The organism is Hymenobacter sp. CRA2 (assembly GCF_002007105.1).
Taxonomy (GTDB): Bacteria; Bacteroidota; Bacteroidia; order Cytophagales; family Hymenobacteraceae; genus Solirubrum.
The window spans coordinates 63,243-86,333 of the sequence record NZ_MVBC01000010.1 but is presented as its reverse complement, the minus strand read 5'-3'; the positions used below and the strand labels follow the sequence as shown (position 1 = coordinate 86,333).

The 23,091-nt window shown below is 65.7% G+C and carries 15 protein-coding genes; 8 read left to right on the top strand and 7 right to left on the bottom strand.

The window, feature by feature from the left end; translation table 11 throughout:
* Nucleotides 1–139: 139 nt before the first annotated feature.
* From B0919_RS25340 to B0919_RS16160, 6 genes are all read right to left on the bottom strand, one after another.
* Entirely contained in the window at nucleotides 140–1,861 is a 1,722-nt protein-coding gene (locus B0919_RS25340) for a GEVED domain-containing protein (RefSeq protein ID WP_176133084.1), read from the bottom strand.
* Nucleotides 1,862–2,218: 357 nt separating this feature from the next.
* Nucleotides 2,219–3,493: a M43 family zinc metalloprotease gene (locus B0919_RS16180; RefSeq protein WP_176133083.1), complete on the bottom strand. Its 1,275-nt coding sequence runs from the start codon at nucleotides 3,491–3,493 to the stop codon at nucleotides 2,219–2,221.
* Between the two features lie 209 nt (nucleotides 3,494–3,702).
* Nucleotides 3,703–5,067 carry a GTPase HflX gene (gene hflX / locus B0919_RS16175; protein WP_078013322.1) on the bottom strand — a complete coding sequence of 455 codons (1,365 nt, stop codon included), beginning with the start codon at nucleotides 5,065–5,067 and terminating at the stop codon, nucleotides 3,703–3,705.
* A gap of 174 nt (nucleotides 5,068–5,241) precedes the next feature.
* On the bottom strand, nucleotides 5,242–6,114 hold the full coding sequence (locus B0919_RS16170; RefSeq protein ID WP_078013321.1) for a GNAT family N-acetyltransferase: 873 nt from the start codon (nucleotides 6,112–6,114) through the stop codon (nucleotides 5,242–5,244).
* 212 nt (nucleotides 6,115–6,326) lie between these two features.
* A complete protein-coding gene (locus tag B0919_RS16165; protein WP_078013320.1) occupies nucleotides 6,327–8,756 on the bottom strand; it encodes a glycoside hydrolase family 2 protein in 2,430 nt (809 codons plus the stop codon).
* A 6-nt stretch (nucleotides 8,757–8,762) separates the two neighbouring features.
* Nucleotides 8,763–11,390, bottom strand: coding sequence for a cellulase family glycosylhydrolase (locus B0919_RS16160; protein WP_078013319.1), 2,628 nt, complete (start codon nucleotides 11,388–11,390; stop codon nucleotides 8,763–8,765).
* Nucleotides 11,391–11,689: 299 nt separating this feature from the next.
* Between B0919_RS16160 and B0919_RS16155 the strand changes: the two genes are divergently transcribed.
* From B0919_RS16155 to rfbC, 7 genes are all read left to right on the top strand, one after another.
* Nucleotides 11,690–12,397 carry a hypothetical protein gene (locus B0919_RS16155; RefSeq protein WP_078013318.1) on the top strand — a complete coding sequence of 236 codons (708 nt, stop codon included), beginning with the start codon at nucleotides 11,690–11,692 and terminating at the stop codon, nucleotides 12,395–12,397.
* A 32-nt stretch (nucleotides 12,398–12,429) separates the two neighbouring features.
* Entirely contained in the window at nucleotides 12,430–12,978 is a 549-nt protein-coding gene (locus tag B0919_RS16150; RefSeq protein WP_078013317.1) for a hypothetical protein, read from the top strand.
* Nucleotides 12,979–13,138: 160 nt separating this feature from the next.
* Nucleotides 13,139–13,870 carry a hypothetical protein gene (locus B0919_RS25875; RefSeq protein ID WP_078013316.1) on the top strand — a complete coding sequence of 244 codons (732 nt, stop codon included), beginning with the start codon at nucleotides 13,139–13,141 and terminating at the stop codon, nucleotides 13,868–13,870.
* A gap of 756 nt (nucleotides 13,871–14,626) precedes the next feature.
* Entirely contained in the window at nucleotides 14,627–15,328 is a 702-nt protein-coding gene (locus B0919_RS16140) for a hypothetical protein (RefSeq protein WP_078013315.1), read from the top strand.
* Between the two features lie 103 nt (nucleotides 15,329–15,431).
* Nucleotides 15,432–17,261, top strand: coding sequence for a T9SS type A sorting domain-containing protein (locus B0919_RS16135; RefSeq protein ID WP_139362180.1), 1,830 nt, complete (start codon nucleotides 15,432–15,434; stop codon nucleotides 17,259–17,261).
* Between the two features lie 232 nt (nucleotides 17,262–17,493).
* Nucleotides 17,494–18,612, top strand: coding sequence for a glycosyltransferase family 4 protein (locus B0919_RS16130; protein ID WP_078013450.1), 1,119 nt, complete (start codon nucleotides 17,494–17,496; stop codon nucleotides 18,610–18,612).
* 73 nt (nucleotides 18,613–18,685) lie between these two features.
* The gene (gene rfbC, locus B0919_RS16125; RefSeq protein ID WP_078013313.1) at nucleotides 18,686–19,237 is read left to right on the top strand and encodes a dTDP-4-dehydrorhamnose 3,5-epimerase; all 552 of its coding nucleotides are present in this window, start codon (nucleotides 18,686–18,688) and stop codon (nucleotides 19,235–19,237) included.
* Nucleotides 19,238–19,320: 83 nt separating this feature from the next.
* Here the strand turns inward: rfbC and B0919_RS16120 are convergent, their stop codons facing one another.
* A complete protein-coding gene (locus tag B0919_RS16120) occupies nucleotides 19,321–20,625 on the bottom strand; it encodes a UDP-N-acetylmuramoyl-tripeptide--D-alanyl-D-alanine ligase (RefSeq protein WP_078013312.1) in 1,305 nt (434 codons plus the stop codon).
* A gap of 114 nt (nucleotides 20,626–20,739) precedes the next feature.
* Here B0919_RS16120 and B0919_RS16115 point away from each other — a divergent pair, with 114 nt between their 5' ends.
* On the top strand, nucleotides 20,740–23,019 hold the full coding sequence (locus B0919_RS16115) for an FG-GAP-like repeat-containing protein (protein WP_078013311.1): 2,280 nt from the start codon (nucleotides 20,740–20,742) through the stop codon (nucleotides 23,017–23,019).
* Nucleotides 23,020–23,091 lie beyond the last annotated feature (72 nt).

Here is a 23,091-nt window from a genome sequence, read left to right as displayed (position 1 = left end):
TCTTTACTGAGCCCCGCCGAAAATAGTTATTCGCTGACGGGCTGTATCTACCAGAAAAAAGCCCGCCCCGCGGCGAGGCGGAACGGGCTCTTCGGTTGGTGAGTGAGCCGGGCGGCTGCAACGACGCCCGGGTGGTGGCTTATTGCTTCACGAAGCGCTGGTGCACCACCGTGTTGCCGTCTTGCAGGCGCAGGGTGTACACGCCGGCCGGCAGCTGTTGCACTTCCAGCATGCCCGAGCCGTCGTAGCGCACTTGCTTCATGCTGGCGCCGCGCACGTCGAATACTTGCACCTGCACGTCGGCGGCTTTGTGGCCTGCGGGCAGCACCAGGTTCAGTGCGCCGCTGGTCGGGTTCGGGAACAGCTTGTAGTCGGCTACCTCGGCCTTCGCCGATTCGGCCGTGCGCAGACCGCCCGAGATGGTGATGGAGTAATCCTCCGTCTCGCCGTAGCTGTAGGAGCCGCAGCTGGTGGTGGCCGAGTTGTCGCTCATCACCACGCGCAGGCGGGTTTTGCCGCTTTTGGCCGTGGTGGGTACCGTGAAGGCGCTGCTCAGCGTGGTGCTGGCGCTGCTCGAGCGGCTGGCTACCAGCTCGCCCGCGTCGGCGAAGTCACCGTCCTGGTTGTAGTCGATGTAGATCTTCCAGTACTCGGTGTAAGCCGACGAAGCGTAACCGGCCGAGTAGTAGATGGTCTGGGCCGAGCCGGCCGCTACCGTGGTGCCCAGGGCCGTGCCGTCGTAGTAGCCGGCGTTGGCGGCCGAGGTGCGGTTGATGGAGCCCAACTGCACCAGGTCAACCCACTCGTAGCTCACGCTGCTGCCTTTGGAAGCGCAGTAGGTCGGCGTAGTGGGCGTGGGAGTGGTGCCGCCGCCGGGAGCCGTGCCGCCTACCGAGGTGAGCAGCCCGGCGCGGGCACCGCCCGTGGCAAACAGCGCGTTCATGCGCGAGGACTGGCCGGTGGAGAACATGTACATGGCTGCGTCGTCCACGTAGTCCATGTAGTTCATGAACATGTCGCTGGTGTTCGAGCAGGAGGGGTTCGGGTACGCGGGCGTGCCGTAGTTTTCGTCGGCCTGGTTGGGCGTGTCGGCTACGTTGTCGGTGCCCGAGCAGGAAGTGCCATCGTCACCCCAGATGTGGTTCAGGTTCAGCCAGTGACCTACTTCGTGCGTCGCGGTACGGCCCAGGTTGAAGGGTGCCACGGCCGAGCCGCCTTTGCCGAAGGCCGTCGTCAGGATTACCACGCCGTCGGTAGCGGCCGCGCCGCCGGGGAACTGCGCGTAGCCCAGCACGCCGCCCGAGAGGTTGCACACCCACAGGTTCAGGTACTTGCTCGAGTTCCAGGCATCCAGACCACCGGTGCTGGCTTTTTTCATCGAGTCATCGGTGCCCCACGAGGTCTTCGTGGTTTGCTTCCGCTCGATGCCCGTCGTGGCGGCGCCGGTCGGGGTTTGCTTGGCCAGCACGAACTGCACGCCTACGTTGGCCACCAGCCCGGCAAAGGCCGACGGCGTCTTGGTGTAGTCGGCGTTGGTTTTGCTGTAGTCCTGGTTCAGCACGTCAAGCTGCGACTGAATCTGGGCGTCCGAAATGTTCTGGGCGGCCGTGTTGTAGAGCACGTGCACCACCACCGGGATGGTCACCACCGCGTTGCCGCGCTGGGCAGTGCCCTGAGTGGGGTTGGCTTCGAAAGCACGGGCCTGAGCTTCGATGGCGGCGCGGCGCTGGGCCAGCGACGGATCGGCGGCTAGCTGGGCCGCCAGGCTTTCCATGGTAGCGCATTTGCGCTGAGCCTGCGCAGCACCTGCCGAAGTCAGCAAGCCCAGGCATGCTAAAGCAGCGTAGAGAGTTTGTTTCATACGAAGGGTTTTGGTGGTGGAAAAAAGGGGATGGGTGAAGAAAATGGAATTAGTGAGGCCAATATTTAACATTATCATCATCCTAACAAGCGTTTGGCAGGTGTTTTTGCGAAAAACACATAAATAATTTAGATGCACTCTTAATATTCTGATATTGCTGGAATATAAATGTACTTTTGCGCGATTTTTGACTTTTATGCTTATTTCAATTTTGGAATTGAATCATACTTATAAGTGAAGTATGTTATTATCTATAATTTGATTTCGATAAAATTCTGCAGCCGTAGGTAGATCAAGTAATAAAAAAGCCCATCCACAATTGGATGGGCTTTTTGGTACAAAGCGGAGAAGCGGAGCTTACTCTTTCACAAAGCTCTTCTGTACTACTTGGCTGCCATCGTTGATAGCCACGCGATACAGGCCTTTGTCGAGGCTTTGTACGTTCAGCTGGCCCGTGGCGGGGTTGTAGCTGGCGCCCTTCATCACCAAGCCGTGGATGTCGTACACCTTCACGCTTACGTTGGCGTTACGGGCAGCCGAGGTAGCGTCGGTCAGGTTCAGCGTAGTCGAAGCCGGGTTGGGGTACAGCGAGTACTGCGTGCCCAGCGTAGCCGTAGTGCGCGGGGCGGTGCCGCCGTTGGAGGTGGTCAGCGAAGCGCGGGCGCCGCCGGCCGCAAACAGGGCGTTCATGCGCGAAGCCTGGCCGGCCGAGAACATGTACATGCAGGCGTCGTCGGTGTAGTCCATGTAGTTCATGAACATGTCGCCGTTGGCGCCGTTCGAGCAGGTTACGTGCGGGAAGCTGGGGCAGCCGTAGTTCGAGGTCTGCTGCGTGGGCGTGTCGCTCACCAGGTCGTTGCCGCAGCTGGCGTCGCCCCAGATGTGGCGCAGGTTCAGCCAGTGACCTACTTCGTGAGTGGCGGTGCGGCCCATGTTATAGGGCGCCGCCGAGCCGCCGGGCAGCGAAGAGTACAGCACTACCACGCCGTCGGTGGTGGCCGATCCGCCGGGGAACTGCGCATAGCCCAGCAGGCCCTGGCCCAGGTTGCACACCCACAGGTTCAGGTATTTGCCAGCGGGCCAGGCGTCGTCGCCGCCGCGCTTGGAGTTCTTCACCGCGTCGTTCGTGCTCCACGACGACACCTTGGTCTGCTTGCGGATGATGCCCGTGGTGGGGTTGCCGTTCGGGTCGCGCTGGGCCAGCACGAACTGCACGTTGGTGCCCGACGCCAGGCCCGAGAAGGCCGACGGCACTTTGGTAATGTCGGAATTGGTCTTGCTGTAGTCCTTGTTCAGCACCGCAATCTGGTCGATGATCTGCTGGGTCGGGACGTTCTGGGCAGTCGTGTTGTAGAGCACGTGCACCACCACCGGGATGGTCACTACCGCGTTGCCACGGTTGGCGGTGGGGCTAGCCGCAAAGGCCTGCGTCTGGGCTTCGATGGCGGCCATGCGCTGGCCCATGGCCGGGTCGGCGGCCATCTGGGCGGCCAGCACTTCCATGGCGGCGCACTGGCGGCCCTGCTTCTGCAGCATACCTTGCGCGTTAGCAACGTTGGACTGGGCCGAAGCCGAGAAAACGGATGCAAAACCCAGGCTAGCGAGTGCGAGAGCGTAGAATGTTTTTTTCATAAAGAAGGGTTTGGTTGGGTCAGGTTGAGACGCATAAGTAAAGTAAATGTTACGATATTATCAAAAAATCAGTAGAGATACTGATATAAATTAAAATTGCTGCATATTCTGGTTACGCGTTTTGTAGAATAGACAAAAAGAAGCCCGGATAGTCGAGCTTCCGCAGAAACTGGACTATCCGGGCAAAACCAGAGTGAGCGTAGCAGCCCCTATTGCTCGTCGGCAGCGGCGGCCGGGTCGGCGTAGGGCGGCTGGCCGGGGTACTGATGCTCGTAGATGGTGCGCAGCCGCCGCACAAGCATGGCGCGCAGCTCATCCACGTTCTGCCGCTCCTGGGCCGAAATAAAAATGACCGGGTCGTGCAGGCGGGCCATGTAAGAGCTCTGCAGCTGCTCCAGCGTGGGGCGTTGCTGCACGTCGTCGGCGTGGTGCAGGTCTTCGTCGTGGTCGGGCTCCACGTCGTGCAGGTGGGCCGCCGGGTCCACGTCGGTCTGGTATTGGTCGATTTTGTTGAACACCAGAATGGTGGGCTTTTCAGCCGCGCCGATGTCCTTGAGCGTGTCGTTGACGACCTGAATCTGCTCCTCGAACATGGGGTGCGAAATGTCCACCACGTGCAGCAGCAGGTCGGCCTCCCGGATTTCGTCCAGCGTCGACTTAAAGCTTTCGATCAGGCGCGTGGGCAGCTTGCGGATAAAGCCGACGGTGTCGGAGAGCAGGAAGGGAATGTTTTCGAGCACCACCTTGCGCACCGTCGAGTCGAGGGTGGCGAAAAGCTTGTTTTCGGCAAACACGTCGGCGCGGCTGAGCAGATTCATCAGCGTGCTCTTGCCCACGTTGGTGTAGCCCACCAGGGCCACCCGCGCAATGCCTGCGCGGGCTTTGCGCTGGGTCTGGCTTTGCTTGTCGAAATCCTTGAGCTGGTCCTTCAGCAGGCTGATCCGGTCGCGCACCACGCGGCGGTCCGTCTCGATTTCCCGTTCACCCGGACCGCGCATGCCCACGCCGCCGCGCTGGCGCTCCAAGTGAGTCCAGAGGCCGGTGAGGCGGGGCAGCAGGTACTGGTACTGAGCCAGCTCCACCTGGGTGCGGGCCGTAGCCGTCTTGGCCCGGGAGGCGAAGATGTCGAGGATAAGCAGTGTACGGTCGAGGATTTTGACCTTCAGCTCCTTTTCCAGGTTGCGCAGCTGCGAGGGCGAAAGGTCGTCGTCGAACACCACCATGGTGGTGTTGTGGTGGTGCACGTAGGCGCGGATTTCCTCCAGCTTGCCCGAGCCGACGAAGGTACGGATGTCGGGCTTTTCGAGCTTCTGGATAAAGCGCTTGGTGGGCACCGTGCCGGCCGTTTCGGTCAGGAAGGCCAGCTCGTCGAGGTATTCGGTGGTGAGGGCGTCGTCCTGGCGCTTGTCGGGCACGGCCACCAGCACGGCGGTTTCGGACTCCAGAGAGGTTTCGTAGGTGGCGTCCTTGTTGCCTTTGGCCAGAATGCGGCCGGCGCGGCCTTTTACCGTATCGGTAGCGCCGGGGTGCCGGGTGGCGCTGTGGCGGCGTTTGGAGGTGGGGCGGTTAGCCATGGAGTGGGAGCTAGGTAGAAGGTAGTCGGCCGTCAGGGAGCTGACGAGCCAGGGAAGGTAAGCGCTGGCCTGTTGGACCGGTGCGCTCGGGCAAGCAAAGAAGCCCGCCGGGCGGCAGGCTTCCTCCAAGTAGCATACGGCAAAGGTAGGCTGCCGGATAGCGTGCCGATTACACTACTTCAGTGTGAGGCTGTAAGCGGCCACCTGCTCGATTTGCTCGGGCGTGAGCTGGCCCTTGAAGCCGGGCATCTTGCCCAGGCCGTTGGTGACCATGTACACGCGTCCCATCTGGTTCAGGTTGCTCTTGGTCAGGTCGTGGGCACCGTTGAGGCCGCGCTTGCCATCGGGGCCGTGGCACAGTACGCAGTTCTGCTCAAACAGCGCCTTGCCCGGGTCAATAGCAGCCGTGGCTACGGCGGCCGGAGGCGCCGGAGCGTCAGTAGCGGGGGCTTTGCTCTCGCCGCAGGCGCTGAGAAACACCAGCAGGGCAGCCGCGGCCGTCAGCAGCGGGCCCGCGGCCGAAGCACCGGCGGGGCGCTGGCGGGCCCACTCCCACACCTCGCCCCCGTTGGGGTCGAGGGAGGGGCCCACGAACTGCAGCCCGCACTTCTCCAGCACGCGGCAGGAGGCGCTGTGCGTGGGCAGCGTCAGGGCCGTGACGCGCTGCACCTGCGCGTGGCCGAAGGCAAAGTCCACCAGGGCCTGCGTGGCTTCGGTAGCCAGGCCCTGGCCGCGGTAGGCTTCCATCAGGCTGTAGCCGATTTCCACGCTGCCCTGCTCGTCGGGGCGGCCTTTGAAGCCGGCCAGGCCGATGAGCTGCTGCTCACTGCGGTGCACCAGCAGGTAGATCCACCAGCCCTGGAGCGTGGGCTGGCGGCGCAGGTGCTGGTAGCCGGGCGCCAGCACGGCTTCGGCTTCGGGCGAGCCGGCCCAACCCGGCGCCGCGGCCACGCCCAGCACGGCAGCCAGCACGTGCCGGCCCGCCAGCGCCGCCTCGAAGTGGGCTGGAGTGCAGGGAATCAGCTGCAGGCGCGGAGTTTCAATCATGGCAACAGAAAGCTAGAGCAGTTTCGGCGTCCGTGGGCCCGATTTGTAGGCCCGCGCCGGAGCGCGGGCGTCGTGGCACGGACTTTTATGGTGTACACGGAACCTGAAACCACTGTGATAGGCAGCCGCAAGGTACGACCCAATGCGCCGGATGGCCGCTCAGGCTGGGGTGGAGCTATGTGATGTGGTTTGTAGCTCCACCCCGCAGGCGGTTAGCGCACCGGAATGTCGAGCGAGGCAGCCGACAGGCCGTCGGCTGTGGCGGTGAGGCGCACCGTGCCCGCCTGCTGCCCGGCGCGCAGCACGGCCGCGGCAATGCCCGCTTCGGCCGCCGGGGCGGCGTCGCCCACCAGCTCGGCCGGGCCCTGCGCCGCGAAGCGCACCCGGGTGGTAGCCGTGGGCACTACTTCGCCGGTGGCATCGACCACCGAGGCGTAGACGAACACGGCATCCTGCTGGCCGCTGCTCAGGTCGCGGTTGCTGCGGTCGTAGCGCAGCAGCAGGCGGGCGGGGGCGCCGGGCGTGCGGCGCTCGGCCGTGGCCACGCGCTTGCCGCCGAGGTAGGCCACGGCCTGCAGCGTGCCGGGCGCGAAGGCAGGTAGCGCGAAGGTGAACGGCGGGTGCGCCAGCCGGTCGGAGAAGGCGTTGCGGTCGGGCTTCTGGCGGGCTACTATCTGGCCGTTGAGCAGCAGCTCCACTTCGTCGGCGTTGCTGTACACCACTACTTCCTTGGCCGAGGTCGGCGTCCAGTAGTTGGCAATGTACACCATGGGCCAGCCGAAGCCGTGGCGGTCGGCCACGGGGCCGTACTGGCTCTGGTAGAAGTAGTAAGCGAACTTGGGCAGGCGGAAAATATCACCCACGCCCGACGACTCGATGTCGGGCGCGTAGCCGCGCTTGTAGTCGAACAGCAGCCAGTTGGCGTCGCCCACGGCCGGGCCGCGGAAGTTGTCGTTGTGGGCTTCCTGGAAGTTCAGGGCCTGCTGGGCCAGGGCCCGCTCGCCCTGCCCGCGCAGCTGCCGCGAGGTGCGCTCCGATTCCTTCAGGCCTTCGTAGGCTTTCTGGTTGAAGCCCGCGTTCTGGGCGTAGTATTCCCAGTCGCCGTACTCGCAGAGGAGGATGGGCTTGGGCTGGGCGTACTTGTTCCAGTAATCGGGCGCCTTGGCGTGCTGCCGGGCCGGGATGAACACGTCGTAAGCGTAATCAAGCCAGCCGCAGGTGTACACACCTTCCTTGAAAGGCAGCTCCTGGTGCACAATGCGGTGCGCCTCGTCCATGTACGGCTTGCTCATGCCCGTCTCGTTCAGGGCCGCCTCCCAGAGGATGATGCTGGGGTGGTTCCGGTCGCGGCGCACCATGTCGCGCACGTTCTGCAGGCTGCGCTGCTGAAAGGTGGCGTCGCCGAAAAACTGCCAGCCCGGAATGGAGTTCATCACCAGAATGCCCAGCTCGTCGCAGGCCTGCAGGAAAGCCGGGGAGGGCGGATAGTGCGAGCAGCGCACGAAGTTGAAGCCGGCCTCGCGGATTTTCCACGCGTCGCGGTACTGCGCGTTGTCCGACACGGCGTAGCCCAGGTAGGGGTACTCCTGGTGGCGGTTGGTGCCGCGCAGCCGCAGCGTCTGCCCGTTCAGGTAAAAGCCCTCGGGCGCGAAGCGGATGCTGCGCACGCCGGTGCTCAGCTCCTGCCGGTCGAGCACCTGCCGGCCCTGGCGCACTTCCACGGCGAGGCGGTACAGGTAGGGCTGCTCCGGCGACCAGAGCTGCGGCCGGCTGATGTTCATCAGGTGCACCACGCGGCCAAACGAATTGGCTGGCACGTCGCGCAGCTCCTCGGTTTGCTGGGCTACCACGCGGCCCCGCTCGTCGCGCAGGGTGGCGTGCACCTGCAGGCTTTGGGCGCTGGGGTGGTGGTTTTGCACCTCCGTCTGCAGCCGCAGCGTCGCCGATTCGGCCGAGACGTTGGTGTAGTTCACAAACACGCCGCCCCCGGCCACGCGGCCGGCCTGCACGGCATCGGTGATGTGCAGCGGGGCCTGCAGGCGCAGCTCGGCGCCGCGGTACAGGCCGCTGTAGAAGTTGAAGTCGAGGTCCTTGAGCGGCTTGCCGGGCGGTACCGTCGGGTCGTCTTCGTTGCTGAGGCGCACCAGCAGGCAGTTGTCCTGGTCGGGCTTGAGTTGGTCGGTCAGGTCGACCTCGAAGGGCAAATAGCCGCCGTAGTGGCGCTGCAGGCGCCGGCCGTTCAGGTACACATCAGCCGTGTGCATAGCCGCGCCGAAGTGCACGGCCACGCGCTTGCCCGCGGCGCCGGCCGGTACCCGGAAAAACTTGCGGTAGAAGCTGATGCCCTGCCACTGACGTTGCGCGGTATTTACCGGCTCCAGCTGCGCCGTGTGCGGCAGCGTGGCCGCGGCCCAGGGCAGCGTAGTGGCGGCCCGGTCGAAGAGCGCGGCCGTTACGGCCGTGTCGCGGCTCTGGCTAAACTGCCAGTCGGGGTTGAAGTCCAGCGCGCCCAGGGGGCGGAAGGTTTCGGCAGTCGAGGAGGCGGGCACATGGCTGCTGGTGCACTGCGTGAGGCCGGCGGCCAGCAGCAGAGCGGTTAGCGGAACCGCCGCAGCTATGCGGGAAGTGAGGATTCGGGGCATGGGTACTTATTGGAGCGAAACCGACTCCAGATCTACTTGAATCGGGGAGCCGGTGGCCGGGCCGTCTACTACGATTTGCAGCACTTCGGCGTCGGCCAGGCGCAGCTGGGCGGGCTGATTGGCCGGCTTGAAGTGCAGAGGCAGAAAGCCCGGGTAGGGGCGCGGCGTGATGAGCATAGCGTCGGGCTGCAGCGCGCTGAGCGGGATGCGCACCGTTTGCCAGTCCGCCGTAAGTGGCAGCGCGGCCGAATACGCCGCGGCATCCCGGGTGACGAGCAGCACCTTGGCCCTGGCGGCGGGCTGGTTGCTGCGCACGCGCACCAGCAGCTCTTTGGCGCCGGCCAGCTCGGCGCTACGGCCCAGCAGCTGATCGGCAAAGTAAGCGCGCAAACTCACGGCCGGGGCAGCTGCTTCGGAGCTGGCAGCGGCCTGGGCCGAGGGCACGGGCACCACCAGGCGCAGGGCCAGCTCGCCGGCGGGCGTGGTTACGTAGTCGGCCCAGCCGGAAAAGGCGTTTTCGGTGCCGCGCACTTCCACCCGGCGCTGGTCGTGGGCGGCGCGGAACAGCGGCAGCGGGCTGCCAGCCGCCACAATGGGCACTTCCCAGTGCTCCTGGGAGAAAAAGTCCCAGTCGGATGGCTGGCCCAGCTGGCCAGCGGGGAAGGTGCGGATGGGCTGACCGGCGGACTTTTTCTGGGGTTTCAGCACCACCCAATAGCGCAGCAGGCCGGGATACAGTAGTTCGGCGGGCACTGTGGCTTCGGCGGTGCTGAGGCCCAGGCGCGTCATCGGCAGGCGGCGGGTGCGGCCGTAGAAGTGCTGCGCCACTAGCAGCAGGCTGTCTTGCAGCTCGGCCCCTGCTACCTGCACGCGCAGCTGCAGGGGCTGGCCCGCCGTGGCCTGCGCCGGCGGCGTCGACCGCACCGTCGGCACGGGCTGCGTGGTCGGCTGGTCGGGGGTGGGTAGCGGGGCCACGAACTCGCTCAGCCCAAGCACGCCCAGCTTACGATCCTGCGTTACCCACTTCGCGGCGTCTTGCTCGCGGGTGGTAAGCAGGTACGTGCCCGGATGCACCGTCAGGGCGCCGCCCTGCGCCTGCTGCTGGACGCGGTTGCCCTGGTTGAGGCCGCGCAGCGTGAAAGCCGAACCCAGGTCGGGCAGCTGCACACGCAGGGGCTGCTCGTTCCAGCGGATGCTGGTCACAGCCTTGCGCAACGAGGCCGTTTCGAACGGGTCCCGCAACGGCACCGCGTCGGGCATCACCTCCAGGCGCCACACGCCCGGGGCCAGCCGGTCGAGGAAGTAGGCGCCGGTACCGCCGTACGTCACCACCGGCGACGAGCCCACGCCGGCCAGATGCTGCAGCCTGGCCAGTCGCTTCGGCTGGGTGCGGGTCGAGTTGGTGTAGTAGAACTCCTCGTCGGTGTTCATCTCGCTCAGCTGCTCGCGGTAGCTCACGCGGAAGGCCCCGAACACCGAATCGGCGGGGTAGCGGCGGAACTGCTGGCCGCGCTGCACCGTGCGGAATACCTTGCCGGCAATGAGCATGCTCATTGCCTTGCTCGGCGTGTAGGCCAGGTTCAGGTAATGCGTCTGGTACTCGGTGTTATAAGGCGCAATGGCTAGCGGGTCGTAGGCAAACTGCGTAGCCCACTGAAACCCGGCCTCGCGGAAGCTGCGCGCCATCATCGGGTACATGATGGGCTGCAGCACGTCGGCCGACTCAAACTCGTACACCATCTTGGCCCGGCGTTGGAAGCGCGGGTCCTGGCGGTACGGAATCGGGTACTGATCTACGTAGGGCAGCAGGTTGCCACGCAACTCGTGCCCGCTCACCAGCCCCTGCGGGTACCACTGAAAGGTCAGCCCGTCCACGTTGGCGTCGAGAATGGCCTCGTGCACCGGGTAGTTTTCGGCGATGTTGTAGAAAATAGGCTTCTGCAGGCCGGTGGCGCGCATAGCCTTTACCATGCGGTTGGCAAAGTCCGTCACCTGGGCTTTGGGCTCGTGGTAGCGCGGCTCGTTGCACACCTCGAAGGCAATGATGTCCGGGTCGTCGCGCAGGGCGAGCTTGGTGTAGGGGTTCTGGTGGTTCAGAAACTGCGTCAGGTACGTTTCCTGGGCCCGGATGGCGCGCGGGTTCACGTAGGCCTCGGCCTTGGAGTAGATGCTGGAAAAGCCCGTGCCAGTGTCGGGCTCGGGGTAGCCGTTGTTCCAGTAGGCAATGGGCGTAAGGATGATCTTGATGCCGCGCTGCTTGAGCTCGGCCAGCAGAAAATCGAGCAGGCGCAGGTGCTCGTTTTGCTGCAGATTGCCCGTGGTATCGGTGATTTCCACGTCCCACACGTGCACCCGGAAGGCGTCCACGCCCAGGCGGGCCAGGTGGTACACGTCCTGCCGGATGGCCTGCTCGGGGTTGGCGCCCACCCGCTGATGGGCGCGGTAGGCGTGGGCAAAGGGCGTGGTGTAGTTCACCCCGAACAGGGCTACCTCGCGCCTGGAGTCCTGCCAGCGCAGCACGCCTTGTTGATCGACGAAAACGCCCGCGCTGGCGGCGGAGCGGGATTGGGCCGGAGCGGCAGTAGCAAGGCCGAGGCAGCAGAGCAGCGGCAGCAGCCCACGAAGCTGGAGCATACGCGGAAGAAAGTAATTCACACCGCAAACTTACGTGCCCCGGCCAAGCAGGGAGGCGCGCCGCGTCACAAGCGGGCTGCTTTGGTGAAGCAATGGTATAAGGCTGACGGGGTATAACGGGTTGATGAATAAGTGCTAATGCGCGAAGAAAAGGCGGCGACGCCTGCCAGCGGCGCAAATGAGCGTCGCAAAACCCGCGCTTTCTTCCTGGTATGGGCGGCGCCCGGGCCGCACCTTGCGGCCCGTTTGGCCCGCCGGCGGTAGCTTGCCGGCATTATTACCTGCCTCTTTAGTTGTTTATGCGCTTCTTCCTGCTCGGCGGCCTGCTGGCCGCCGCCCCGCTGCTGGCCCAGGCCCAGGCCCCGGACACCACCGCCCGCCGCTACGAGCTGGGCCTGACGGCCTCGCCGCAGCTCGACCACTTCTTCGCCCGCAACCGCGCCCTGCCCGTGGGCCTGCTCTACCGCCGCCCGCTCAGCGCCGCCAAGGCCCTGCGCCTGCGGGCAGTCGGCCAGTACAGCCGCCGCGACACGCTGGCGGAGTTTCTGGGCTACCAGCCCGGCACGGGCACGCGCCGCTGGGGCGTGGCCGCCTACGCGGGGCTCGAGTGGCAGCGGCCGCTGGCCGGGCGCCTGCGCGCTTATTATGGGGCGGAGCTGGGCCTGGGCTACAGCCTGGACAAGGTGCGCGAGGTGCGCCGCTGGGTCAACCCCACCGGGCCCTACTACTACGACGACATCACCCGCATCAAGCGCTGGCAGCTGCAGGCCGACGGCTTTGCCGGCTTGCGCTGGCAAGCCACCCCGCGTCTGGGCGTGTTCGCCGAAACAGCGGTGGCCGCCGGCTACCAACGCCGCGAGGATGATGTTAGAGTAAAGGGTTATCAGGAGTACGTGGCAATGCCGGGCTATCAGTCTAGTTTGGGGGCCTCTGCGCATTACGAGAGCAAAACACTCACGCTCAACTGGCGGCTGGTGCAGTTGTTTGGCGCGGACGTGCGCTTCTAAAGGGCTTTTCTTTACCTCATCCCATATACCACATGAAACGCATTGTTCACGCGTTGATGCTGCTCGCCGCTTGGGCGGCGGGCAGTTCGCCTGCGGCGGCGCAAAGAGTAACCATCAGCAATCCTTACGGCACATTGCCGGTGTGCCCCGGGCGGCCCTATACGTATACCGCCGTGCCGGCCAGCGGCTCGTCGAGCTGCGCCTACACCTGGCAGCCCAGCTCGGGCGTCAGCCTGCAGAACCCGAACGGCACGACCGCTGCCATCATGAGCGTTGCGTGGCCGGACGTGACGTGGTTCGGCAACCACGAAGCCACGCTGCAGGTAGCGGCCAGCAATTGCAGCAACAGCGCCGGCAACACAGTATCGGAACAACTCAAGGTCTACATCCGCAGCATCACCAACAAGCCCATCGGCCCCATCACAACCAGCGGGGACTTGGGCTTCGGCAGCACCGGCGTTCTGACCCTGAGCATCCCGCCCGTGGAGGTGGTGCCGGCCGACGGCAACGCCCGCTCGTCACAGGCGCCGGGGTTTGGCCACGCCTGTATCCCGGGTGGTTCTGGATTTTGGTGCTGCTAATCAAGTATTTGTTGTGCGGGGGGGCAGGCGTGCCGGTGGTCCTGTGGGCCGTCACAGCCGGGGCCGTTGCTGCCTGGCCCGCGGCGGGCCCGCGGCCGCTCTTTGTGGGCTGATCCGCCGGCGGGCCGTTGGCCGCCGCACCCCGCTTATTCTTTCCGCTATGACGCGTTTCTTCTTACTCGGCGGCCTGCTGGCCGCCGCCCCGCTGCTGGCCCAGGCCCAGGCCCCGGACACCACCGCCCGCCGCTACGAGCTGGGCCTGACGGCCTCGCCGCAGCTCGACCACTTCTTCACCGGCAACCGCGCCCTGCCCGTGGGCCTGCTCTACCGCCGCCCGCTCGGCCCCGCCAAGGCCCTGCGCCTGCGCCTGGTGGGCCGCTACAGCCGCCGCGATACAGTAGACTACCCGCAGCAGCGACCGGGCAACTTCATCGGCCTTGACAAGGGCTCGAACGCGCAACGTTGGGGCATGGGGGCGTTTGCTGGTTATGAATGGCAGCGCCCGTTGGCCAAGCGTCTGCGCGGCTACTACGGTGTGGAAGCTGGGGTTGACTGGCGAGTGGAAAAGATGCGCTCGGTGTACTATTCATACAACCAGACGGGGTACCTTTTTCAGGACGGTACCTATACCACCCGGCGCATCCAAGCGCAGTTGCGCGGCTTTGTCGGGCTGCACTGGCAGCTAGCGCCCCGCTTGGGCGTGTTCATCGAGTCCGCTGCTTCCGCCGCGTACGAATGGCACACCTACAAGCTGCGCGTCAAAGGAACTCAGTGGTACAACAACATGCCGGACTACACGTCGCCGGCCGGCGGCTTCGCTGATTTCCGAGGCCGGAACTTGGCCTTGCAGTGGCGCCCGGTGCAGTTTGTTGGTGTTGCTGTAAGATTTTGATTTTGCATTTACCCGTTTAACCATTTTTTCGCCATTTAATGAAATACGCTTTATTGTTCGTCCACTTGCTAGCCGCCCCGCTGCTGGCAGTGACTCACGCTGTGAAAGCGCAAAACCCCAGTGTCACCATCAGCAATCCTTACGGCACATTGCCGGTGTGTCCCGGGCGGCCATATACGTATACCGCCGTGCCGGCCAGCGGTTCGTCGTGCAGTACCTATACCTGGCAACCTAGTACCGGCGTCAGCTTGCAAGACCCCAATGGATCATCCTTTTCAGTTATGCGGGTCGTGTGGCCGGACGTAACGTGGTTCGGCAACCACGAAGCCACGCTGCAGGTAGCGGCCAGCAACTGTAACCCCGCATAGGCTAATTCTACTTCTCAGCAACTCAAGGTCTACATCCGCAGCATCACCAACAAGCCCATCGGCCCCATCACAACCAGCGGGGACTTGGGCTTCGGCAGCACCGGCGTTCTGACCCTGAGCATCCCGCCCGTGGAGGTGGTGCCGGCCGACGGCAACGCCCGCTCGTCACAGGCGCCGGGGTTTGGCCACGCCTGTATCCCGGGTGGTTCTGGATTTTGGTGCTGCTAATCAAGTATTTGTTGTGCGGGGGGGCAGGCGTGCCGGTGGTCCTGTGGGCCGTCACAGCCGGGGCCGTTGCTGCCTGGCCCGCGGCGGGCCCGCGGCCGCTCTTTGTGGGCTGATCCGCCGGCGGGCCGTTGGCCGCCGCACCCCGCTTATTCTTTCCGCTATGACGCGTTTCTTCTTACTCGGCGGCCTGCTGGCGGCCGCCCCGCTGCTGGCCCAGGCCCAGGCCCCGGACACCACCGCCCGCCGCTACGAGCTGGGCCTGACGGCCTCGCCGCAGCTCGACCACTTCTTCACCGGCAACCGCGCCCTGCCCGTGGGCCTGCTCTACCGCCGCCCGCTCGGCCCCACCAAGGCCCTGCGCCTGCGGGTGGTGGGCCAGTACGCCCGCCAGGACACGAGCGACTACGCCGGGCAGCTGGCCGGCTCGGGCCGCCGCGCCTGGGAGCTCACCGCCCTGGCCGGCTACGAGTGGCAGCGCCCGCTGGCCCGCCGCTGGCAGCTCTGCTACGGCGCCGAGCTCGGCGCCGGCCTGGGCCGCACCACCTCCCGCGTGCTGCGCGAGACGCCCAACACCAACGGCGTGGGCACCTACGCAACAGACCTCCGCTATGTAGGTGAATACTGGCAAGCGCAGGCGCGGCCTTTTGTAGGCCTGCGCTTGCACCTGGGTTCTGCCATATCCTTATTCGCTGAAGCCGCCGCTCCGCTTAGCTATGTGCGCCGCCGTGATGATTACACCATTGATATAGTCCGACAAAACACTGCAGGCTCACTTGTTCGGGCATCTTCCTTTTACACTAGCAAGCGTCTCGGTTTCGTGCTGCGCCCGGTGCAGTTGGTAGGGTTGAGCTTCCGCTTCTAAGGTAGCTGACGAGCCGCTTCTCTTTTGGGTAGATGCTTCTTGCGTGACCCTGTTACAGGCCAAGCTCGATATCCTTTTTCCATTCCAACCCTCTTTTACGCTTATGCGACGACTTCAACACCTCTATTTGTTGCTGTTGCTCGGGCTGTTGGCGCAAGGCGCCGCTGGCCAAGGCATCAACGACCCTACGAACGGGCAGCCTGTGTGCCCGGGTAGAACGTACCTGTACAGCGTGACCACAGCCGCCTCGTCGGGCGGGTGCAGCTACACTTGGACCATTAATGGTGGGCAGATCGTGAACGGCGTCGGCACAGCCTTGGTCAGCGTGGTGTGGAATGATGTACCCACGGGACCTGGCAACCCGACCAGCTTGCAGGTACAAGCTACAGGGTGCGTCAATTCAACTTCTAGTCAGCTGTATGGTCCCAAAAGCGTCTTCGTCCGCTCGCTGAGCCAGACGGCCATCGGCCCGGTCACGGTCAGCGGCGACGTGGGCTTCGGCAACAACGCAACGGGTTCCGTCACCCTGAGTGTGCCGCAGGTGAGCGTGCCCGGGCCGGCGAACAGCCCGACAGTACTGGCCTCTGGCTACTACTGGACCATCCCGCAGTTCTGGCAGTTTCCCAACGGCCAGCCTTCGGATGGAACAACGGCCGTGCTCATCAACAACTACAGCGGCAACAGCATCGCAGTCACGCCTACACCTGGCACCGGCGGCACCGTTACGGTGCGTGCGGCCGATACCTCCTGCGGTTTCAATGGCCCGACCAGTACGGTATCTAGCCAGAGCCTGGCGGCATCGGCTACCGTCACGCGCCCGGTGCCCACCTTGCGCATCGTCACCGACCGCACCCCCAACGGGGGCAACCTGACGCTCAGCTGCGGCGACCAGACCGACTACCACTTCCGCCCGGCTTATGATCCGCTGCCGACCGGCGGCAGCTTCACAAACTACAGCTGGAGCGCCGGCGGGGTACTGCAGCTGGTGAGCGGCGGCAACACGGCCGCGCCCGTGCTCGTGGCCTCGGGCGGCAGCGGCACGGGTACAGCCGGTCTGCAGGGCACTTACTGCCGCAACGGGGCCTGCGCACCGGCACCGACAATGGCGACGCCCGTTACGGTATCGGTGGTGGCGCAGGTAGCCCAGCCCACGCTCAGCGGGCTGCCGCAGCCGCAGCCGGGGGCCGTGCAGGTGCTCTGCCAGCCCGCCACCATCACGGCCAGCGCCCCGGGCGCCACCTCCTATGCCTGGACGACCACCGGCTCGATGCGCGTCAACGGGGCCACCAGCGCCACCGGGGCCAGCGTATCGGTGGGCTCGGCCACGGGCGGGGGCAGCGGCACGGTGCGGGTGCAGGCCGTCAATGCCAACTGCGCCGCCAGCGCCATCACGGCCTTCAAGGCCAGCTACGGTCCGCCCCAGCCCGACAGCCTGGGCTACAACGACCTCAACCTGTGCAGCACCGGCCTCGTGTATTTCACGGCCCGCGCCGCCGACCCGGGCGCCACGTTCAAATGGAGCATCAGCGGCAACGGCGGCCGCCTGCGCTTCGGCTCCACCGGCAATCAGGTGCCCGTGTACATTACCGATCCGCAGGGCTCCTTCGACCTGATGGTGGAAGTGCGCAACAGCTGCACCCCGGCTGGCACGGCCGTCAACGTGTTCCAGGTAGGCACCTTCTTCTGCGAGGAGTTTGACTACACCTGCGGCACGAGCACCGCCCAGCAAGCCGCTTACCCCAACCCGGCCGACGAGTCGCTGACCATCAAAAGCAGCGCCGGGGCCACCCTCTACAACGCTTCCGGCGCGCCGGTGGCAACGGTGGCGGCCAGGCAGCATCAGCTATCCACACGGGCGCTGCCCGAAGGAACGTACTTTTTGCGAATCGGCGGGCGGGCCATTCGGCACCGGATACAGGTGCGGCACCACTAAGCCGGCCGCTGCCTAAGCGCGCGGCGGGTGTAGGTTATTCGCGCCGCCGACGAAAATAAGCTACAATGCGTGTAGGTTATTTTCGTCGGCGGCACGAATAACCTACAGTCGTTTCCTGGCGGAGCACTTGCGCGGCGGCTGCACCAGCGGCCGCTTCCGGCCGGCATTGCCGCGTCAGCCGCCCGGCTGCCTTACCTTTGCCGCCCGGCGCCCTACCCGCGCCGGCTTTTTTATGCGCGTTGCCATCGTCATCAATACCAGCTGGAACATCTGGAACTTTCGCCGCAACCTCGTGCGCGCCCTGCAGCAGGCCGGCCACGAGGTGCTGGCCATTGCCCCGCCCGACGCCTACTCCCAGCGCCTCGAAACCGAGCTGGGCTGCCGCTACGTGCCGGTATTGATGGAAAACAAGGGCACCAACCCCGTCAAGGACGCCCTGCTCACCAAGCGCTTCTACGACATCTACCGCCGCGAGCGGCCCGACGTCATCCTGCACTACACCATCAAGCCCAACATCTACGGCACCATCGCGGCCCGGCTGGCGGGCATTCCGTGCGCCAACAACGTGTCGGGCCTGGGCACGGTGTTCATCGTCAAGAACTTCGTGAGCAAGGTGGCGCTGGGGCTGTACCGCTTCGCCTTTCGCTTCCCCAAGCGGGTATTTTTTCAGAACAACGACGACCGGCAGCTTTTCCTGGAGCACGGCCTCGTGCGCGAGAGCATCACCGACCTGGTGCCCGGCTCGGGCATCGACGTGGAGAAGTTCCGCCCCGACCCGGCCGCGCCCGTGCGCCACGCGCCGTTCGTGTTCCTCATGATTGCCCGCGTGCTCTACGAAAAGGGCGTGGAAGAGTACTTCGAGGCCGCCCGGCAGGTGCGCGCCGCCGTGCCCGGTACCCGCATTCAGCTGCTCGGCGGCATCGATGAGTCGGGCGGCGTGGGCGTGAAGCGCGCGGTGTTTGAGGAGTGGATGAAGGCCGGTAACGTGGAGTACCTCGGCACCTCCGACGACGTGCCCAGCCACATCCGCCAGGCCGACTGCGTGGTGCTGCCCTCCTACCGCGAAGGCACCCCCAAAACCCTGCTCGAAGCCGCCGCCCTGGGCAAGCCCCTGGTGACCACCGACGTGCCCGGCTGCCGCGAAACCGTGGTCGACGGCCAAAACGGCTACCTGTGCCAGGTACGCTCCGCCGACGACCTCGCGGCCAAGATGCTGCAGGTACTCGGCCTGCCCGACGCCGAGCTGCAGCGCATGGGCCAGACCTCGCGCCGCCTGGCCGAAACCAAGTTCGACGAGCGGCTGGTGCTCGACAAATACCTGCGCACCGTGGCCGAAATCGGCCGCCGCTAAACCCTTCGGCCGGGCCGGTGCGTACGTGCCCCCGCCGCTCCTTCTTCTTCGCCTTTCCCCGTTCTCCTGACTTATGGAAGTTATCCAACACCCGCTCAGCGGGGTTATCGAGCTGGTGCCGCGCATTTTCGGCGACGCCCGTGGCGTGTTCTTCGAGTCGTACAGCGCCCGCACGCTGGCCGAGAAGGCCGGCATCGGGGAGGAGTGGGTGCAGGACAACCAATCCATTTCCTCGGCTGGCGTGCTGCGCGGCTTGCACTTTCAGCGCCCGCCCTACGCCCAGGCCAAGCTGGTGCGCGTGGCCCGGGGCCGCGCCTACGACGTGGCCGTGGACATCCGCCGCGACTCGCCCACCTACGGGCAGTACACCGCCGCCCTGCTCGACGCCGAGCGGGCCAACATGCTCTACATCCCGGTCGGCTTCGCCCACGGCTTCCTCGCCCTCGACGACGACACCGTGTTCCTCTACAAGTGCTCCAACTACTACCACCCCGCCTCCGAAGGCGGCCTGCTGTGGAACGACCCAGCCATCGGCATCGACTGGGGCTGGACCGGCGGCGCCCCGAACGTGTCGCCCAAAGACGAAATCCTGCCGAAGCTGGCCGACCTGGACAGCCCGTTCTAATAGGGTAAGCGTTGAGGCGGGTAGGAGTGTAAGAGTCATCAGCCCGACAACTCTTACACTCCTACCCGCCTCAACGCTTACCCTTACAACAGTTCCATCAGCGTTTCCAGGCCCATACCGCGCGAGCCTTTCACCAGGATCAGGCGGCCTGCGAGCGGATGTTCGCGCAGCCAGTGCGCGGCCTGCGCCTTGGTAGCGAAGTGGCGGAAGCCGGGGCGCTGCGCCCGCTGCATTTCCTCGCCGATGAGCAGCACCGTGCCGAACTCCTGCCGCGCCAGCAGCTCGCCGAGGGCGTGGTGCTCGGCGGCGCTTTCGTCGCCCAGCTCAAACATATCGGCCAGGATAGCCACTTTCCCGGCCACTGGGGCCGGGCGCGCCGCCAGGCTGGCAATGGCCGCGGCCATGGACGACGGGTTGGCGTTGTAGGCGTCCAGAATTACCTCGTTGCGCTCGGTGCGCACCAGCTGCGAGCGGTTGTTTTGCGGGTCATAGCCGGCCAGGGCAGCGGCAATATCGGCCGTGGAAACGCCGAAATGCGCCCCCACAGCGGCGGCGGCGGCCAGGTTCAGGAAGTTGTAGGCGCCCGTAATGGCGGCCTGCACCGGCGTGCCGTCGAAGAGGCGCAGCTCCACACGCGGGGCGGCCGCTACGAGTTCGGCCGGGTAGGTGTCGCCGGGGCTGGGGTAGGTCACGCGCTGGGGCACCAGCTCGCCCAGCGCGGGCAGGCGCGTATCCTGGGTGTTCACGAAGGCCGTGCCGCCCGTAGCGGCCAGGTAGCGAAACAGCTCGGTTTTGCCCTTGGCCACGCCCTCGGCCCCGCCGAAGCCCTCCAGGTGCGCCTTGCCGATGTTGGTGATGAGTCCGTGCGTGGGCTCGGCGTACTGGCAGTAGCTCTCGATTTCGCCCTGGTGATTAGCGCCCATTTCCACCACCGCCAGATCGTGCTGCGCGGCGTCGATGCTGAGCAGCGTCAGCGGCACGCCGATGTGGTTGTTGAGGTTGCCGCGGGTGTACTGCACGCGGTAGCGGCGGCTGAGCACGGCGTGCAGCAGCTCCTTGGTGGTGGTTTTGCCGTTGGAGCCCGTCACGGCCAGCACGGGCAGGGCGCCGAGCTGCCGCCGGTGATGATGCGCCAGCTGCTGCAGGGCCAATAGCGTGTCGGGCACGTAGGCGTAGCGCTCCGCGTCGGTGGCGGCCAGCGCCGCATCGTCGACGAGGGCCAGGCGCGCGCCTTGGGCCAGGGCCTGCGGGGCAAAGTCGGCGCCGCGGAAGCTGGGCCCGTTCAGCGCCACGAACAGGGTCTGGTCCTGCGCCTGGCGCGTATCGGTGCTCACGCTGCGGCACTGGCGGAATCGGGCGTACAGCTCGGGAATGGAAATCGGCGACATACCGGTGAGTTGGCGTAATTTGGGTGGCCGGAACCTTCTGGCTCCGGCGCAAATTTTGCTGATTGTCGGCGTCCGATTTCTATTTGTTGCTTTTCACCCGCCAAGCCTCGCCTTATGCTGCGTCGTTTACCCGCGTTACTGGCCCTGCTGCTGCCCTTGGGCGCAGCGGCCCAGAGCCCGTTCGGCTTCGAATACCGCCCGCAGGCGGCCGTGGTCAAGACCAGTACCGATACACTGCGGCAGGCGTGGACCGGCGGCCTCAACAGCCCCCAGTACTCCAGCATCGACCTGAACGGGGACAACGTCAACGACCTATTCGTGTTTGAGCGCATGAACGCGCGCGTGCTCACCTACCTGAGCGTGCCCGCCTCGGGCGGCGGACGCCGCTGGCAGTATGCGCCCGAGTACGAAAGCCTGTTTCCAGCCGACCTCAACAACTGGGTGCTGCTGCGCGACTACGACTGCGACGGCCGCCCCGACCTGTGGACGCAGGCTGGCCCCGGCGACGTGCGCGTGTTTCGCAACGAGCCGCAGAACGGCCGGCCCAGCTTCCGGCTCGTCAATGCGCGGCTGGAGTACTTCTACACGCCCACCCAAAGCGCCAACATTCACCTCGGGGGCTACGACATTCCGGCCATTCAGGACGTGGACGGCGACGGGAAGCTCGATATTCTGGCCTTTGACTTCGGTGGCGGTACGCTGATTCAGTACCTGCGCAACACCAGCCCCACTTGCGGCGGCCTGCAGTACGAGCTGGTAACTGACCGGTGGGCGGGCCTGACGTGGTGCGGCACCACCTGCACCGATTACACCCCGGCCGGGCTGGCCTGCCGCACCGCCGCGCCGCCCGACCCTCACAAGACCAACCACACCGGCGGCTTCGGGCTGCTGCTGCAGGATTTCGACAACGACGGCGACCAGGACCTGCTGCTGGGCCGCGACAGCTGCCCCGAGCTGGTGGGCATCCGCAACACGGGCACGGCCGCCAGCGCCAGCACCGACGCCAACAGCATCCTGACCAACCTGCCCAACGGCCTGGGCAGCGTGAGCATGCCCAACTACCTGGTGCCCTACGCCGTGGACGCCACCCAGGATGGCAAAGCGGACCTGGTGGTGGCGCCGGGCCTGGTCGACAACAGCGACCTGGTGAGCCTGCGCAACACCGGCATGTGGTTTGAGAACCGCGGCACGGCCGCCGCGCCGGCCTACGTGCGCCGCAGCGGCAGCTTCCTGCAGAGCGAGATGATCGACGTGAGCGAGGGCGCCGCCGCCACCTTCGGCGACGTGGACGGCGACGGGCTGCCCGATATGATCATCGGCAACGCCCAGGACCAGTACGGCGCGCCGATGAGCTACAACAATCTGCGGGCCACGCTTTCCTACTACCGCAACGTGGGCACGGCCGGCCGCCCCGTGTTCAGCCTCGTCACCGAGGACTACCTGAACCTGTCGGCGGGCAACTGGGGCAACCTGCGCCCGCAGCTGGTGGACCTGAACCGCGACGGCGCCCTGGACCTGGCCTTCGGCGGCTACAACATCGGCGCCACCTTCGTGTACTACTTCCTGAACACGGCCCGCCCCGGCCAGCCGGCGGCGTTCAACACCGCCCAGCTGAACAGCCTCAACAACGTGGGCAACGTGCCCGGCGACACGCCCTACTTCACCGACGTGGACGGCGACGGGTACCTGGACCTGCTGGTGGGTACCAATTCGCAGACCACCGCGGGCCACCTGCTCTACTACCGCCGCAACCCCAGCCAGCCGCTGAACGATGGCTTTACGCTCACCAACGACGACTTTGGCCGCATCCGCACGGCCGCCAACACGCTGCCCTTCGGCATTTCGCCGGCCGTGGCCGATGTGGACGGCGACGGCAACCCCGACCTGCTGACGGTGGACCACACCGGCACGCTGCACCTGTTTGCCAACTTCCGCGCCCAGAGCGGGGTGTTCCTCGACCGCACCGACCTGCTGCTGAACCCGCTCACCAACCAGTACGAGGCCTCCGACTGGGGCCGCATCAGCCGCGCCCGCAACCACATCACGCTGGCCGACCTCACCGCCGACGGCGCGCCCGAGCTGGTGGTGGGCCTCGAAACCGGCGGGCTGCTGCTCTATGGCACCCGCGGCCGCGTGCTGAGCACCCGCAGCAAGGCCGCCGACGCGCTGGCCGTGCAGGTATACCCCAACCCAGCCGATAACGTGGTGACCGTGGAAACACCCAACGCCGCCCGCGTGGTGCTGCGCGACCTGCTCGGACGTACCGTGCGGCAAGCCGACGCCCCGCAGCGCCGCCACCAACTGCGCGTGGAGGGGCTGGCCGCCGGCGTGTACCTGCTGGAAGCCACCGACGCCACCGGCCGCCGCGGCGTGCAGCGCCTCACCGTCAAGTAGTGAAATCGTGAACAAGTGAGTTAACGTGCCACGAGCCTGAGCCAAAACGGCCCCGACTGCTGCAGTCGGGAC